Genomic DNA, 14,486 nt, shown 5'->3' on the forward strand with positions numbered 1-14,486 from the left:
GTTCAACCTCGCACGATCAGTGGGCTGGCTTGCAGCAGGGAACGCACCATTGCACTCAAGCCAGGAGGTGAGAGCAGGGTGATTTCAAATTCGGGGCCGCAGACCTTCAGGTTCAGTGGCAAGCGCGGCAATTGGTTGCCCGACTCCACCCGGTGCAACCGGAACTGCAGGTGGTGACGCTCTTTTACCGTGGGCTCCAGCATCAGGCCCTGCAAGGGGTGAAAGTCGGCGTCCAGCACCGTCACCTTGTGGCTGACATTGATCTCGCCAACCACATGTAACCGCTCATCCAGGGCGAAGGCGCCGAGGTAGTTGCTGTGGTCCGACTCATCGTTCTTTTGCAGTTGGATCTGGTTCACCACCTTCACTTTGGTGCCGGCGGGAACGTCCTGTGTGATCACGCAGGACGGGCTGATAAATACGTTGTCGCCGATCAGCACATAACCCAGCACGCGGGCGCCGGAGCCGACTTCGACGTTATTGCCCAGGCGCGGGTGACGCTTGCCGTCGGGGTTGTTGGCGATGCCACGGGCGCCCAGGGTGACGCCGCAGAGGATGTAGCAGTCGTTGCCGATCTCGCAGGTTTCGCCGATCACCGTGCCGTAGCCGTGGTCCAGCACGAAGCGTCGGCCGATCCGCGCTGCCGGGTGGATCTCGGCGCCGGAGAGCACTTTGCCCTGGTTGCTGAGCTTGAGCGCGATGCGGGAAAACATCCCGTTGGTCTGGTCGGGAAAATTCCACACCAGGTGCGCCAGGCGGTAATACAGCACCGCCTTGAACGAGGCGTAGGACTCCAGGATCAGCTCGCCGCGCCCACGCGATGCAGGATCGCGGTAGGCGTAGGCGATCAGGTCCTCGGCCACTGCCTGGGCAGCATTCTGGATCAACGGTGCCAGATGCGGTTCCAACTGTTTCATTTGCAAGGGTGTGAGGGTCTTGATGAGGTGAGTGATCAACTCATCGTGCAACTGTTGCATGTCGATAAAGCCGCCCATGGAGGCACCCCCGCATTCTGAATGGTTGGAAAACCGATTATTCGAAACTCGGCAGGTAGCTGTCGGCATTGTCGTAGACCATGGTCAACACCACCGTTTCGGGCGGCAGTTCGGGGGCGAGCTTGGCGATGGCCACCATGTTGGCGGCGGAAGACAGGCCCAGGCTGATGGCGTCGGTGCGCATGATGCGTTTCATCATGTCGATGCACGCCTGGCGCGAGACCTTGAGCATGCCGTCGATCACCTTCAGGTTGAGGATGCTCGGGATCAGGCCGATCGACAGGCCCTGGATGTGGTGCGGCGCATGCTGGTCTTTCAGCAGGTCGCATTCTTCCGGTTCCACGCCCATCACGCGAAGGGCTGGCCAGGCGGCTTTCAGCGTTTCGCCGATGCCGGTGATGTGCCCGCCGGTGCCGATGCCGCTGACAAAATAGTCCACACGAAGATCACCAAACGCACGGAGGATTTCCGGTGCGGTGGTGTCGCGATGGGTTTGCGGGTTGGCGCCGTTGCGCTGCTGGTTGAGCATCACGTAGCTGGGGTTTTCCAGCTGCAGTTCCATGCACTTTTCGCCGTGGGAATTGTTCCCCAAGCGACTGTCCGACAGCACCACCTTGGCCCCGTACAAACGCAGCAACTTCTGTTTTTCGGGGCTGTAGTTGTCGGGGATCACCAGCACGACTTTGTAGCCCAGCACATTGCCGGCCATGACCAGGCCAATGCCGGTATTGCCGCCGCTGGGCTCGATGATGGTTTGCCCGGAGTCGCGGATCAGCACACCCCGGCGTTCGGCGTCGAGGATCATGCCCAGCGCGATGCGCGCCTTGTGGCTGCCGCCCGGGTTGAGGGATTCCAGCTTGGCATACACTTCGATGCCCAGGTCTTCGGAAAACTGCGCCAGGCGCACGATCGGCGTATGGCCGATCACGTCGAGAATGGAGTTATGCAACATCAGTCAGCTCCCGGCTCAGTACAAAGGCATGTCGGGTTCGACGTCGCGAACCCAGTGTTTCATGCCGCCTTGCAGGACTTTGGTGTTAGCGAAGCCGGCTGCCAGCAAGGTACTGGCGGCTTGTTCGGCCCGGGTCCCGGCGTAGCAGATCAGGTAGTGGGTGTTGTCCCGACTGAGGCTGTCCAAGTGCCCATCCAGTTCGGCGAGGGGGATGTGCACCACGCCCGGCAATTTGCACACTTCCAGTTCGCTGGCGTCACGCACGTCCAGCAGTACGTCGGCGCTGCGTGGGTGGTCGAGCAGTTGCTTGAGCACGCGGGGCTTGATGTAGCGTTCTTCGGCCAGTGAAGGCTTGTTCGGTACGGCGTCGGCGCAGACCGCTGGTGTGTGGGGCTGGCTGTGGCGCAGTTCCGAGCAGCACGGGCAATCGGCGCGGCGCTTGAAGCGGATCTCGCTGAACTTCATCGCCAGCGCATCGAAACGCATCAAGCGGCCGGACAAAGGCTCGCCAATGCCGATCAGTAGCTTGATGGCCTCGGTCGCCTGGATCATCCCGACCACGCCGGGCAGTACGCCGATCACGCCACCGGCGCTGCAATTGGGTGCCAGTTCGGCAGGCGGCGCGCTGGGGAACAGGCAGCGGTAGCATGGGCCGCCTTTGTAGTTGAGCACGCTGATCTGCCCGTCGAAGCGGTAGATGGCGCCGTACACCAAGGGCTTGCCGAGTTGCACGCAGGCGTCGTTGACCAAATAGCGGGTGTCGAAATTGTCGGTGCCGTCGATCACCAGGTCGTAGGCGCCCACCAGTTCCAGGGCGTTGTCGGCATTCAGGGCGGTGTCGTGGGCATTGATCTGGATATGACTGTTGAGGTCTTGCAGGCGCTGCTTGGCCGATTCGACCTTTGGCATGCCCAACGTGCTGTTGCCGTGGACGATCTGGCGTTGCAGGTTGCTGCTTTCCACCACATCGAAGTCCACCAGCCCCAGGGTGCCGATGCCGGCGGCTGCCAGGTACAGGCTGATCGGCGAACCCAGGCCACCGGTGCCGATGATCAGCACCTTGGCTTTCTTGAGGTTCAACTGACCTTCGCGACCGACACCCGGCAGGGTGATGTGGCGCACATAGCGCTGTACTTCCTCGTTGCTCAAAGTGTCGACGTCGATGCCGCCCGACGTGGCGAGCAGTACTTCGATTCTGGCTTTTTCCGGCAGCCGTTCATCGGGATCAACCAGCGCCTCCTCAGCGGTAAACAGGAAGTGTTCCTTGAGCTGGTTGTTCTTCTCGTGAAACAGGTGCGGACGCAATTGCGGGTGGCTGCTGCAGAGGTTTTCAATGACTTCGCGCAATGTCGATCCGGTGCCCTCGAGGGTCGATTCCGGCAGCTTGGCCACGCGAACCAGAATGTCAGGGAAAGAGACAGCGTTCATGGACAACTCCGTGTGCAGGTCGTTGAAAGGTTTAAGGGCGAAATGCTTGCCGTCCCAGGCAAACAGCTTGGAGCCCAGGGCCTGGCCCTGGCGAACGTCTACCACCAGGTAGCTGACGGGGTAGATCGGCTCGCCCATGAACAGTGCCTTGTCCTGGTCTTCGTCGCTGAAATAGGCACCCACATCCGGATGGGAGTGGTAGATCACCACCACCGGGTTGTCGCTGCGAAACGCCTTGTTCATCAGCAGGGTGTCGGCCACCGAAAACGTGTAGCCATTGGCCGCGCTGCGCGGGTACATCTCAGGGTTCTTGCGGTGCAGCTCATTCTGGATATTGCTGCCCAGGTACACGCTGCCGTCGGCGAAGACAAAGCCACAGCACTCCTCGGGGTAGCTGCGGCTGGCGTGGGCGTAAATCTGTTCCAGGGCTTTTGGGCGGAGGACGTCCATGTTTCTCTCGCGTTGCTCATGTTGATGGGAAAGGAGGGTCAATTTTTCTTGGCCATGAGTTTCTCGATGGGCAATTTGGTAATCGCAAAGCCGGCCAGCAGAATGGCCGAATACAGCATCAGGTCGCGGGAAATCGCCAAGCCTTCGTACCAGGCACCGATGATCACCGCGAACACCGGAAAGATGATGAACACGAACGACAGGATGATCGGGCTCAAGCGCTTGAGCAGCATGAAGTACACGATGAACCCACCCACTGAAGCCACCAGCCCCAGGTAGAACAGGGCACTCCAGGAGCGCAGGGTGATGTCTTCGAATGTCGGCGTTTCAAACCACAAGCCGGCGACGAACAGCATCATCCCGGCAATGCCGATGGGCAAAGTGTTGTAGGTAATAACGCTGATGGCGCTGCCTTTTTGCTTGGTAATCACGTAGCACAAGGCATGCATGATCGCGGCGGTCAGGATCGCCAGGACGCCAAAGAACTCCGCGTGGTCCAGGTGCAGACCCTGGCTCTTGATGATCATGTAGAGGCTGCCGAAGCCGATACCGATGCCGACCACCTGGGAAAAGTAGATACGTTCGCGCAGGAACAGCGCGGAGAAAATCAGGATGAATACCGGCATGCAGCTGAATAACAGCGCTGTGAGGCCAGATGAGACATGCATCTCGCCGTAGTTGAGCAGGTAGTAGGGCACGCTGAAGTAGGACAAGGTCACGAACACGAAGAACCAGCGGCTCTCACGGGGAAACAGGATCGGCTCGCGACGCACCATGGCAAAACACAGGAACAGCGGGAAGGCGATGAGGAAGCGCAAACCGGCGGAGGTCAGTGGAGGAACGCTCTCCACGGCAATCTTGATCCCCAGCCAGGTTGTGCCCCAGCTCAGGCACACGATCAGGAACATCACGCTGGTGACCAAGCCAGCCAACCACTGTTTTTGGGTTTTTGTCTTGGCAGTGTTTTCGAGAACGGCGGACATTGGCATCGTTTATTGCTTCCCTGAGCCGGAATTGAACTCTATATTGAGCTTGTAATGAGTTGTAAAATTCGGCGATTGAACCCGTAAAAGCACACTATTAGGGCGAAAGATGGCTGTCAAAACAAATATTGACATGGTGTCAATTATGCGTGATGGGTTGTCCAACGGGCAGGGCGTGAAGTACAAGCGCCTGTCCGATGTCATGGAACGGGGCATCCTTGAAGGCTTGATTGAACCCGGACGAAAACTGCCGCCCCATCGGGTGCTTTCCGACAATCTTGGCGTCACCATCGGCACGATCAGCCGCGCTTACGGCGAGCTGGAACGCCTGGGGTTAGTTGTCGCGCGGGTCGGTGACGGCACGTTCGTGCGCAAGCGTGGAATGGAGCGCCAGCGCGATGAAGGTTTTCGCAACTTCAGCGAAGAGCCGCGCCAGTTTTTCGACATGAGCCGCAACATGCACATCCCGGGGCAGGAAACGCTGTTTCTGGCCCAGAGCTTCCAAACCCTGTCGACCAACGCCAAGTTCCTCCAGGACATCAGTGCCTACACCCCGGACGCCGGCCTGCCGCGCTACCGTGAAGCCGGTGCGCAGTGGCTGGTGCAGCGTGATTTTCATCCGATCCCCGAGCAAGTCATCTGCGTCAACGGCGGCCAGCATGGCTTGCTGTGCTCGATGATGGCGCTGTTGCGGGCCGGCGATACGGTGGTCACCGAACAACTGACTTACCCCGGCTTGATCACCGCCGCGCGCATGCTGGGTATCCGGTTGATCGGCCTGGAAATGGACGAAGAAGGTGTGCTGCCGAGCGCGCTGGATGAAGTCTGTCGTAATCACCGGGTCTCAGCGCTGTATTGCACGCCGACGATCCAGAACCCGACCACCGCGGTGCTCTCGGCGGCGCGTCGCGAAGCCTTGGTCAGGGTGTGTCGGGAACACAACCTGCTGATTCTTGAGGATGAGGCCCACGGGGTGCTGGTCGAAGACCGACCGCCGCCCCTCAGCCATTTCGCCCCCGAGCGTACGATTTTGATCAGTAGCCTGAGCAAGGCGGTGTCGGCCGGGCTGCGTGTGGGCTATGTGCATGCGCCGCCGGCGTTGGTCAGCCGTATTTCGGCGGCGCTGCGTTCTACCTGCTGGATGGCCACGCCCGTCACCCTTGAGCTGGCCACCCAGTGGATTGAAAACGGCACGGCGGAATACCTGTTGCGCCAGCAGATCAATGAGATCAGCCGGCGTAAGGCGCTGGTACGTGATCTTCTGGCGGGCCTGGAATACCGCACCCACCTCAACAGCCCGCATTTCTGGATTGAAGTGCCGGAGCCGTGGCGTGCGTCGGAAATCGAGGCGGAACTCAGGCAGAACAACTACTTGATTGCTACGGCCGAGGCGTTTGCCGTGGGGCAGACGGCAGTGCCGCAGTTTATTCGGGCGAGTATCTGTAATACGTCGGGGGATGATCAATTGTTGCGGGCGGGGTTTGATGCGTTGGCCACGGCGCTGGGGCAGGGGGGCGGGCGGTTTCATTTGTAGGCAGGCTTACCGAGTTATCGGTCTTCGCAGGCAAGCCAGCTCCCACATTTGACCGAGTTCCAACTTTGGAATGCACTCAAATGTGGGAGCTGGCTTGCCTGCGATAGCGTCAGTCCGGTCAATCGATTATTTGAATCGGCGCTCCACCCCTTTCTCCACCAAAATCTTCGCCGAAATCTCTTCCACCGAAAAATGCGTGGAATTGATATGCGCAATATTCTCGCGACGGAACAGATTTTCTACCTCGCGCACCTCGAACTCGCACTGGGCATAACTGGAATAGCGGCTATTGGGCTTGCGCTCATTGCGGATCGCAGTGAGGCGGTCCGGGTCAATAGTCAGGCCAAACAGCTTGTGCGAATGCGCGCGCAGGGCGGCCGGCAGCGTCAAGTGCTCCATGTCATCTTCGGTCAGCGGGTAGTTGGCCGCACGAATGCCGAATTGCATAGCCATGTACAGACAGGTCGGGGTCTTGCCGCAACGCGACACGCCCACCAGGATCAGGTCGGCTTTGTCGTAATAGTGAGTGCGGGCGCCGTCATCGTTGTCGAGGGCGAAGTTGACGGCCTCGATCCGCTCCATATAGTTGGAGTTATGACCAATGGAATGGGACTTTCCTACTGAATAGGAGGAGTGTTCACTCAACTCCTGCTCCAGCGGCGCCAGGAACGTCGAGAAGATGTCGATCATGAAACCATTGGAGGTTGCGAGGATCTCACGGATGTCTTGATTGACGATGGTGTCAAAAATGATCGGCCGAAAGCCGTCTTTTTCAGCCGCCAGATTGATTTGTTGTACCATGGCCCGCGCTTTATCCACGCTGTCGATATAGGGCCGCGTGAATTTGGCGAAGGTATTGTTTTCGAACTGCGCGAGCAGGCTTTGACCCAATGTTTCGGCTGTGATGCCGGTGCCGTCGGAGATAAAGAAAGCAGATCGTTTCATTTGAGCCCTGGGCCTTAAGCTGATGGCGAATCTTGGATATGATAGGCGCGATTTTGCCGTCCCGCAGTGGGCCGCATTCTCACTTATTTTCCAGGTCCAGGCCACAAGCGCTGGCGAATGCTCCTACTGAGCTGCCGGCGTCCTGAGCTTTTCCAACACAGTTAGTGGAGAGATCACCTTGGTAGAGTACGTAGTTTCCCTCGATAAGCTCGGCGTCCATGATGTAGAGCACGTGGGGGGCAAGAACGCATCCCTCGGCGAGATGATCAGTAATCTTGCAGGCGCAGGTGTGTCGGTGCCCGGTGGTTTCGCCACCACGGCCCAGGCTTACCGCGATTTCCTCGAACTGAGCGGCCTTAACGCTCAGATCCACGCCGCGCTGGACGCTCTGGACGTCGATGACGTCAACGCCCTGGCCAAGACTGGCGCCCAGATCCGTAAGTGGATTATGGAAGCCGAGTTCCCCGAGAAGCTCAACGAAGAAATCCGCGTCGCCTTCGCTACCCTGTCGGCTGGCAACCCGGACATGGCCGTCGCCGTGCGCTCGTCGGCCACCGCCGAAGACCTGCCAGACGCCTCTTTCGCCGGCCAGCAAGAGACCTTCCTGAACATCCGCGGCGTGGAAAACGTGATCCGCGCAGCCAAGGAAGTCTTCGCCTCGCTGTTTAACGATCGCGCGATTTCCTACCGTGTGCACCAAGGTTTCGACCACAAGCTGGTGGCCTTGTCCGCCGGTGTACAGCGCATGGTGCGCTCGGAAACCGGCACCGCCGGTGTGATGTTCACCCTGGATACCGAATCGGGCTTCCGTGACGTGGTGTTCATCACCGGTGCCTACGGCCTGGGCGAAACCGTTGTACAAGGCGCGGTCAACCCAGACGAATTCTACGTACACAAGCACACCCTTGAAGCCGGCCGTCCGGCCATCTTGCGCCGCAACCTGGGCAGCAAGGCCATCAAGATGATCTACGGCGACGAGGCCAAGGCCGGTCGCTCGGTTAAGACCGTTGATGTCGACAAGGCCGAGCGCGCGCGTTTCTGCCTGACCGACGCTGAAGTCAGCGAATTGGCTAAACAAGCGATGATCATCGAAAAGCACTACAAGTGCCCGATGGACATCGAATGGGCCAAAGACGGTGACGACGGCAAGCTGTACATCGTGCAGGCCCGTCCGGAAACCGTGAAGAGCCGCACTTCGGCCAATGTCATGGAACGCTACCTGCTGAAAGAAACCGGCACCGTACTGGTGGAGGGCCGTGCCATCGGCCAGCGCATCGGCGCCGGCAAGGTGCGGATCATCAAGGACGTGTCCGAAATGGACAAAGTCCAGCCAGGTGACGTACTGGTTTCCGACATGACCGACCCGGACTGGGAACCGGTGATGAAACGCGCCAGCGCCATCGTCACCAACCGGGGCGGGCGTACCTGCCACGCGGCGATCATCGCTCGTGAGCTGGGGATTCCTGCGGTAGTGGGTTGTGGTAACGCCACCCAATTGCTCAAGGACGGTCAGGGCGTGACGGTTTCCTGCGCCGAGGGCGACACCGGCTTTATCTTTGAAGGCGAACTGGGCTTCGATATCAAGCAGAACTCCATCGACGCCATGCCTGACCTGCCGTTCAAGATCATGATGAACGTCGGCAACCCGGACCGTGCCTTTGACTTCGCGCAGTTGCCGAACGCCGGCGTGGGCCTGGCCCGCCTGGAGTTCATCATCAACCGCATGATCGGCGTGCACCCCAAGGCCCTGTTGAACTACGACGGCCTGCCGCTGGATATTAAAGAAAGCGTCGACAAGCGCATCGCTGGCTATAACGATCCGGTGGGCTTCTACGTCGAGAAGCTGGTGGAAGGCATCAGCACCCTGGCGGCGGCGTTCTACCCGAAAAAGGTCATCGTGCGCCTGTCGGACTTCAAGTCCAACGAATACGCCAACCTGATCGGCGGCAAACTCTACGAGCCGGAAGAAGAAAACCCGATGTTGGGCTTCCGTGGCGCCTCGCGTTACATCAGCGAAGCGTTCCGTGACTGCTTCGAACTCGAGTGCCGCGCCCTCAAGCGCGTGCGCAACGAGATGGGCCTGACCAACGTCGAGATCATGGTGCCGTTCGTGCGCACCTTGGGCGAAGCGAGCCAGGTGGTTGACCTGCTGGCGGAAAACGGCCTGTCCCGTGGCGAGAACGGCCTGCGCGTCATCATGATGTGCGAACTGCCGTCCAACGCCATCCTGGCTGAAGAATTCCTGGAATTCTTCGACGGTTTCTCCATCGGCTCCAACGACCTGACCCAACTGACCCTGGGCCTGGATCGCGACTCCGGGATCATCGCTCACCTGTTCGACGAGCGTAACCCTGCCGTCAAGAAGTTGCTGGCCAACGCCATCCAGGCCTGTAACAAGGCCGGCAAGTACATCGGTATCTGCGGCCAAGGTCCTTCCGATCACCCGGATCTGGCCAAATGGCTGATGGAACAGGGCATCGAAAGTGTCTCGCTGAACCCCGATTCCGTGCTGGAAACCTGGTTCTTCCTGGCGGAAGGCCAAGCGCCGGCCTAAGGTCGTCACGTCAAAAGTGCCGGTCACCCGCTGAGGGTGACTGGCATTCTTATCTGTGCAGGGCGGAACTCCTTCCGGACGCCGCCCTTTTTTGTGCAAGAGCATTATGCAAAGCAGCAGCAACCTGTTTCCCGTCGCCCTGATCAGCGCTGAACGTCGTGGCGACCTGAGTGAAGATGTGTACCGCCTCAAGCCCGGCAACAGCCCCGACGGCACCGTCGAGTTGGCGGTTACCCGTTTGGGCTTGGCCGATGTCCCGGAAAGCCGGGGCATTCCGGTTATTTTGTTGCATGGCAGTTTTTCCAATCGGCGCTTCTGGTACTCGCCCAAGGGGATTGGCCTGGGCGCTTATCTGGCACGCCAGGGCTTTGATGTGTGGATCCCGGAAATGCGCGGTCACGGCCTGTCCAAGCGCAATCATCACTATGCTCGCAACCGCGTCGCGGACTATGCACGCTATGACTTACCGGCCATTGGCGCGTTTGTGCGTGAGCAAAGCGGGCAGATTCCACACTGGATCGGCCACTCCCTGGGGGGGACGAGCCTGGCGGCGGCCTTGGGTGGGCAGCACCTTGGCGCGCCGGCAGTGGCTTCAGTGGCACTGTTTGGCTGTCAGGTCAGTCGCACCCACTGGCCGTTGAAACTGCCCCCGGTGGAATGGACGGGCCGCTTGCTCTTGAAACGCTTCGGCGAGCTGTCTGGTTCGCGCTTCAAGCGCGGCCCGGAGGACGAGCCTGCGGGCGTGTTGATCGAGGCGATGCGCTGGAATGGCCTGTTCGGGCGGTTTGGCGAAGGTAAACACGACTGGTGGAAAGGCTTGGCAAGCGTCGATGTACCGCTGCTGGCTGTCAGTGCTGCCGGGGATCATCAAGACCCCGACTGGGCCTGCCGCACGTTGTTCGAGCAAGTCGGCTCCGAGCACCGCCAATACTTGTGCCTGGGCCGCCAACAAGGGTTCAGCGGGGATTTCGGGCATGTGGAAATGCTCGTCAGCAAAGCCGCGCAGGTCGAAGTGTGGCCTTTGGTGGCGCAGTGGCTGAAAGATCCGCTCACACCCTTGACTGGCGCGCAAGCCGAGGTATTGGCCGAGGTTTGAAGGAGCGCTCTGCCAAGGGCGTTTCACTCGTGTGTGGTTGCGGCTAAGATATGACGCGTTAAACGCTTCTGGTCATATTCAGTCGCGCAGTGGCTATTGCGTTGCGGCGAAGCGGATGGGATGTTTCGCACCTGCTTGGCCTGGCGCTTCTTTCGAAAGACACCTCTTTGACAGAAAGGAATTTTTCAATGAACCATTACGTGACTCCCGACCTGTGCGACGCCTACCCGGACCTGGTGCAAGTGCTGGAGCCGATGTTCAGCAATTTCGGCGGCCGAGATTCGTTTGGCGGCGAGATTGTCACCATCAAATGCTTCGAAGATAACTCCCTGGTCAAGGAACAAGCCGACCAGCCTGGCGCTGGCAAGGTGCTGGTGGTCGACGGGGGGGGGTCGCTGCGCCGCGCGCTGCTGGGCGACATGATTGCCGAGAAAGCCGCGAAAAACGGCTGGGAAGGCCTGGTGATCTACGGCTGCATTCGTGACGTCGATGTGATCGCCCAGACCGACCTGGGTGTTCAGGCGCTGGCCAGCCATCCGATGAAGACTGACAAGCGCGGTATCGGTGACCTGAACGTAGTGGTCACGTTTGCAGGCGTGACGTTTCGCCCGGGTGAATACGTATACGCCGATAACAACGGCGTGATCGTTTCACCCAGCCCGCTGAAAATGCCTGAATAAGACAGGAGTGAGGATGTTCGAGGAAGAAAACGCGCAATGGGGGCTGGTGCATGCCCTGGTGCTGGACGGTAAAGGCGGTGCGCGTTCGATTGCCCGGACTGAGCTCGATGATTTGCAACTGCAGCCCCAGGAAAGCCTCTGGCTGCATTGGGATCGCAGCCACCCGCAAACCCAGACCTGGTTGCGTAAATCCAGTGGGTTGAGTGAGTTCGCCTGTGACCTGTTGCTGGAGGAAAACACCCGGCCGCGTCTGTTGCCGCTGCCGGACTCGGAATTGCTGTTGTTCCTGCGTGGGGTCAACCTCAACCCGGGCGCAGAACCGGAGGATATGGTTTCGGTGCGTATTTTCGCAGCGGCCAGCCGTGTGATTTCCCTGCGATTGCGCCCGTTGCGCGCCACTGATGAGCTGCTGGTGCAATTGGCGGACGGTAAGGGGCCTAGAACCGCTTCGGAACTCATCCTTTATATGGCGCAGTACCTGACCCATAAAGTGCAGGATTTGGTCGCCGACCTGTCGGAAGTCGTCGACGCCGAGGAAGAAAAACTCGATACCGACGAACGGTATACCCCGGAACATGGCAGCATTTTGCAGATCCGCCGGAGAGCGGCCGGGCTGAAGCGATTCCTCGCGCCGCAGCGGGATATTTTTGCCCAGCTCACACGCATCAAATTAGCGTGGTTCTGTGACGACGATGCCGACTACTGGAACGAATTGAACAACAGCCTGACCCGTTATCTGGAAGAGCTCGAATTGACCCGAGAGCGCGTGGGGCTTGTGCTTGAGGCCGAAGATCGGCGCTTGAGCGTGCGTATGAACCGCACCATGTACCGCTTCGGGATCATTACCGGGATCTTCCTGCCGATGAGTTTTCTCACCGGTCTGCTGGGTATAAATGTGGGGGGAATTCCGTTCTCCGCCAGCCCCTATGGATTCATGATTGCGTGCCTGTTGATGGCCTCGGTTGCGCTCGGCCAGTGGTGGCTTTTTCGACGATTGCGCTGGGTTTGAGCTGAATATGAGCTGAACGTAGGAAGGGGCCTATGTGACCCCAAGAATTTTACCCTCGTCTTTTAAATCACTTGCGAGAGGTCTATATGCACGATCCGTTCGAACAGTCTTTGCGTGACATGCTCAATGCCTCGCCGTCCAACCGTGACGACGATGCTTGCCTGGGTCGCGTGTTGAAAACCGCCAACCGTCAGGTGGGTGCGGGTGACCTGTTCGGTCTGCTCGGCCGCTGGGTACCGGCGTTGATGATGGCCCTGAACAACGGTTCGGCCCACGTATCACCGGTTTCCCGTCGTAAACCTCTTGCTCGCACTGCTGATAAGGCTGATTGAATATGGAACTTGATCTCTGGACCCAGAGCCTGGTCACTGCGATGACTGCATTGTGGACCAAGGTGGCGAATTTCATTCCCAACCTGTTTGGTGCACTGGTACTGGTACTGCTGGGCTTTGTCGTGGCCAAGTTGCTCGACACCCTGCTGTCCAAGCTGCTTGCAAAATTGGGCCTCGACCGCTTGATGGCAGGCACTGGCCTGACTAAGCTGCTGGGCCGCGCAGGGCTGCAGGTGCCGATCTCCACATTGATCGGCAAGATCGTTTATTGGTTTGTTTTGCTGATTTTTCTGGTTTCTGCGGCTCAATCCCTTGGACTTGAGCGAGTTTCAGCTACGCTCGACATGCTGGCGCTGTATTTGCCGAAGGTTTTCGGCGGCGCGCTGGTACTGCTGGTAGGCGTTTTGCTGGCGCAATTGGCCAATGGGCTGGTGCGCGGCGCCGCTGAAGGAGTGGGGCTGGACTATGCCGCCGGTCTTGGGCGAATTGCTCAGGGACTGGTGATCATCATCAGTATTTCGGTCGCGATCAGCCAGTTGGAGGTCAAGACTGACCTGCTCAACCACGTGATTGTGATCGTTTTGATTACCGTTGGTCTGGCCGTTGCGCTGGCCATGGGCTTGGGAAGCCGGGAAATTGCCGGTCAGATTCTTGCGGGAATCTATGTGCGTGAGCTGTATCAGGTAGGGCAACAGGTGCGTGTGGGCGAGGTCGAAGGGCAAATCGAAGAGATCGGCACAGTCAAGACGACCGTGCTCACCGATGACGGCGACCTGGTGTCGTTGTCCAATCGGATTCTCCTCGAGCAGCAGGTCAGTAGCCGCTAATCCGGAAAACCCTGCTAATGTACGCCGCCGCGAACCCGGCTGACCGGGCTGTGGCGGACATTGACCTGACTGTCGGCACGACTTGTTTTGAATAAAGCCCAAACGCTGTCCACGCGCTATGACCCCCGTGAGCTCTCTGATGAGGAGTTGGTCGCGCGCTCGCACACGGAGCTGTTTCACGTAACTCGTGCGTATGAAGAATTGATGCGCAGATATCAACGCACTCTGTTCAACGTTTGTTCAAGGTATTTAGGGAACGATAGAGATGCGGATGATGTCTGTCAGGAAGTGATGCTCAAGGTGCTTTACGGCCTGAAGAACTTCGAGGGCAAATCGAAGTTCAAGACGTGGCTGTACAGCATCACGTACAACGAGTGCATCACGCAGTATCGGAAGGAACGGCGAAAGCGTCGCTTGATGGACGCCTTGAGTCTTGACCCCCTTGAGGAGGCGTCTGAAGAAAAGGCGCCGGCACCCGAGGATAAGGGCGGACTTGATCGCTGGTTGGTGTATGTGAACCCGATTGACCGCGAAATTCTGGTGCTACGATTTGTCGCAGAGCTGGAATTTCAGGAAATCGCTGACATCATGCACATGGGTTTGAGTGCTACAAAAATGCGTTACAAACGTGCTCTTGATAAATTACGTGAGAAATTTGCGGGCGAGACTGAAACTTAGTGCGTGGCAAATATCTCTTACGT

Annotated in this window: 13 protein-coding genes; 8 read left to right on the plus strand and 5 right to left on the minus strand. The window is 58.8% G+C overall.

Going from position 1 to position 14,486, the window contains the following annotated elements; genetic code table 11:
- Nucleotides 1-2: 2 nt before the first annotated feature.
- From JBO08_RS15530 to JBO08_RS15545, 4 genes are read right to left on the minus strand one after another with little or no spacing between them, the layout of a single operon-like run.
- Complete coding sequence (locus tag JBO08_RS15530) at nucleotides 3-995, minus strand: serine O-acetyltransferase (RefSeq protein WP_065873897.1); 993 nt, start codon at nucleotides 993-995, stop codon at nucleotides 3-5.
- Nucleotides 996-1,032: 37 nt separating this feature from the next.
- Nucleotides 1,033-1,947 (minus strand): PLP-dependent cysteine synthase family protein, encoded by a 915-nt coding sequence (locus JBO08_RS15535; protein WP_065873896.1) that lies wholly within the window; start codon nucleotides 1,945-1,947, stop codon nucleotides 1,033-1,035.
- Nucleotides 1,948-1,962: 15 nt separating this feature from the next.
- On the minus strand, nucleotides 1,963-3,825 hold the full coding sequence (gene moeB, locus JBO08_RS15540; protein ID WP_065946243.1) for a molybdopterin-synthase adenylyltransferase MoeB: 1,863 nt from the start codon (nucleotides 3,823-3,825) through the stop codon (nucleotides 1,963-1,965).
- A 38-nt stretch (nucleotides 3,826-3,863) separates the two neighbouring features.
- Nucleotides 3,864-4,757 (minus strand): DMT family transporter, encoded by an 894-nt coding sequence (locus JBO08_RS15545; protein ID WP_175403055.1) that lies wholly within the window; start codon nucleotides 4,755-4,757, stop codon nucleotides 3,864-3,866.
- Between the two features lie 160 nt (nucleotides 4,758-4,917).
- Between JBO08_RS15545 and JBO08_RS15550 the strand changes: the two genes are divergently transcribed.
- Nucleotides 4,918-6,342: a PLP-dependent aminotransferase family protein gene (locus JBO08_RS15550; protein WP_220074813.1), complete on the plus strand. Its 1,425-nt coding sequence runs from the start codon at nucleotides 4,918-4,920 to the stop codon at nucleotides 6,340-6,342.
- 126 nt (nucleotides 6,343-6,468) lie between these two features.
- Here the strand turns inward: JBO08_RS15550 and JBO08_RS15555 are convergent, their stop codons facing one another.
- A complete protein-coding gene (locus JBO08_RS15555) occupies nucleotides 6,469-7,287 on the minus strand; it encodes a pyruvate, water dikinase regulatory protein (protein ID WP_027603681.1) in 819 nt (272 codons plus the stop codon).
- 178 nt (nucleotides 7,288-7,465) lie between these two features.
- Between JBO08_RS15555 and ppsA the strand changes: the two genes are divergently transcribed.
- From ppsA to sigX, 7 genes are all read left to right on the plus strand, one after another.
- Entirely contained in the window at nucleotides 7,466-9,841 is a 2,376-nt protein-coding gene (ppsA, locus tag JBO08_RS15560) for a phosphoenolpyruvate synthase (RefSeq protein ID WP_065873892.1), read from the plus strand.
- Nucleotides 9,842-9,947: 106 nt separating this feature from the next.
- Entirely contained in the window at nucleotides 9,948-10,937 is a 990-nt protein-coding gene (locus JBO08_RS15565; RefSeq protein WP_065873891.1) for an alpha/beta fold hydrolase, read from the plus strand.
- Nucleotides 10,938-11,125: 188 nt separating this feature from the next.
- Nucleotides 11,126-11,617, plus strand: coding sequence for a ribonuclease E activity regulator RraA (gene rraA / locus JBO08_RS15570; RefSeq protein WP_049711998.1), 492 nt, complete (start codon nucleotides 11,126-11,128; stop codon nucleotides 11,615-11,617).
- Nucleotides 11,618-11,630: 13 nt separating this feature from the next.
- Nucleotides 11,631-12,626, plus strand: coding sequence for a zinc transporter ZntB (locus tag JBO08_RS15575; protein ID WP_065881271.1), 996 nt, complete (start codon nucleotides 11,631-11,633; stop codon nucleotides 12,624-12,626).
- Nucleotides 12,627-12,712: 86 nt separating this feature from the next.
- Nucleotides 12,713-12,958: a hypothetical protein gene (locus tag JBO08_RS15580; RefSeq protein ID WP_025854229.1), complete on the plus strand. Its 246-nt coding sequence runs from the start codon at nucleotides 12,713-12,715 to the stop codon at nucleotides 12,956-12,958.
- Nucleotides 12,959-12,960: 2 nt separating this feature from the next.
- Nucleotides 12,961-13,785 (plus strand): mechanosensitive ion channel family protein, encoded by an 825-nt coding sequence (locus tag JBO08_RS15585; RefSeq protein ID WP_003175519.1) that lies wholly within the window; start codon nucleotides 12,961-12,963, stop codon nucleotides 13,783-13,785.
- Between the two features lie 87 nt (nucleotides 13,786-13,872).
- Entirely contained in the window at nucleotides 13,873-14,463 is a 591-nt protein-coding gene (sigX, locus tag JBO08_RS15590) for an RNA polymerase sigma factor SigX (protein ID WP_049712000.1), read from the plus strand.
- Nucleotides 14,464-14,486: the final 23 nt, after the last annotated feature.

The sequence above is a fragment of the Pseudomonas sp. LAP_36 genome (assembly GCF_019456785.1).
Lineage (GTDB): Bacteria > Pseudomonadota > Gammaproteobacteria > Pseudomonadales > Pseudomonadaceae > Aquipseudomonas > Aquipseudomonas tritici.

Bases quoted from the DNA above. Each gene is read 5' to 3' on its own strand.
- JBO08_RS15530 (WP_065873897.1), bottom strand. From the start codon at position 995: ATGGGCGGCTTTATCGACATGCAACAGTTGCACGATGAGTTGATCACT.
- JBO08_RS15535 (WP_065873896.1), bottom strand. From the start codon at position 1,947: ATGTTGCATAACTCCATTCTCGACGTGATCGGCCATACGCCGATCGTG.
- moeB (WP_065946243.1), bottom strand. From the start codon at position 3,825: ATGGACGTCCTCCGCCCAAAAGCCCTGGAACAGATTTACGCCCACGCC.
- JBO08_RS15550 (WP_220074813.1), top strand. From the start codon at position 4,918: ATGGCTGTCAAAACAAATATTGACATGGTGTCAATTATGCGTGATGGG.
- JBO08_RS15555 (WP_027603681.1), bottom strand. From the start codon at position 7,287: ATGAAACGATCTGCTTTCTTTATCTCCGACGGCACCGGCATCACAGCC.
- JBO08_RS15565 (WP_065873891.1), top strand. From the start codon at position 9,948: ATGCAAAGCAGCAGCAACCTGTTTCCCGTCGCCCTGATCAGCGCTGAA.
- rraA (WP_049711998.1), top strand. From the start codon at position 11,126: ATGAACCATTACGTGACTCCCGACCTGTGCGACGCCTACCCGGACCTG.
- JBO08_RS15575 (WP_065881271.1), top strand. From the start codon at position 11,631: ATGTTCGAGGAAGAAAACGCGCAATGGGGGCTGGTGCATGCCCTGGTG.
- JBO08_RS15580 (WP_025854229.1), top strand. From the start codon at position 12,713: ATGCACGATCCGTTCGAACAGTCTTTGCGTGACATGCTCAATGCCTCG.
- JBO08_RS15585 (WP_003175519.1), top strand. From the start codon at position 12,961: ATGGAACTTGATCTCTGGACCCAGAGCCTGGTCACTGCGATGACTGCA.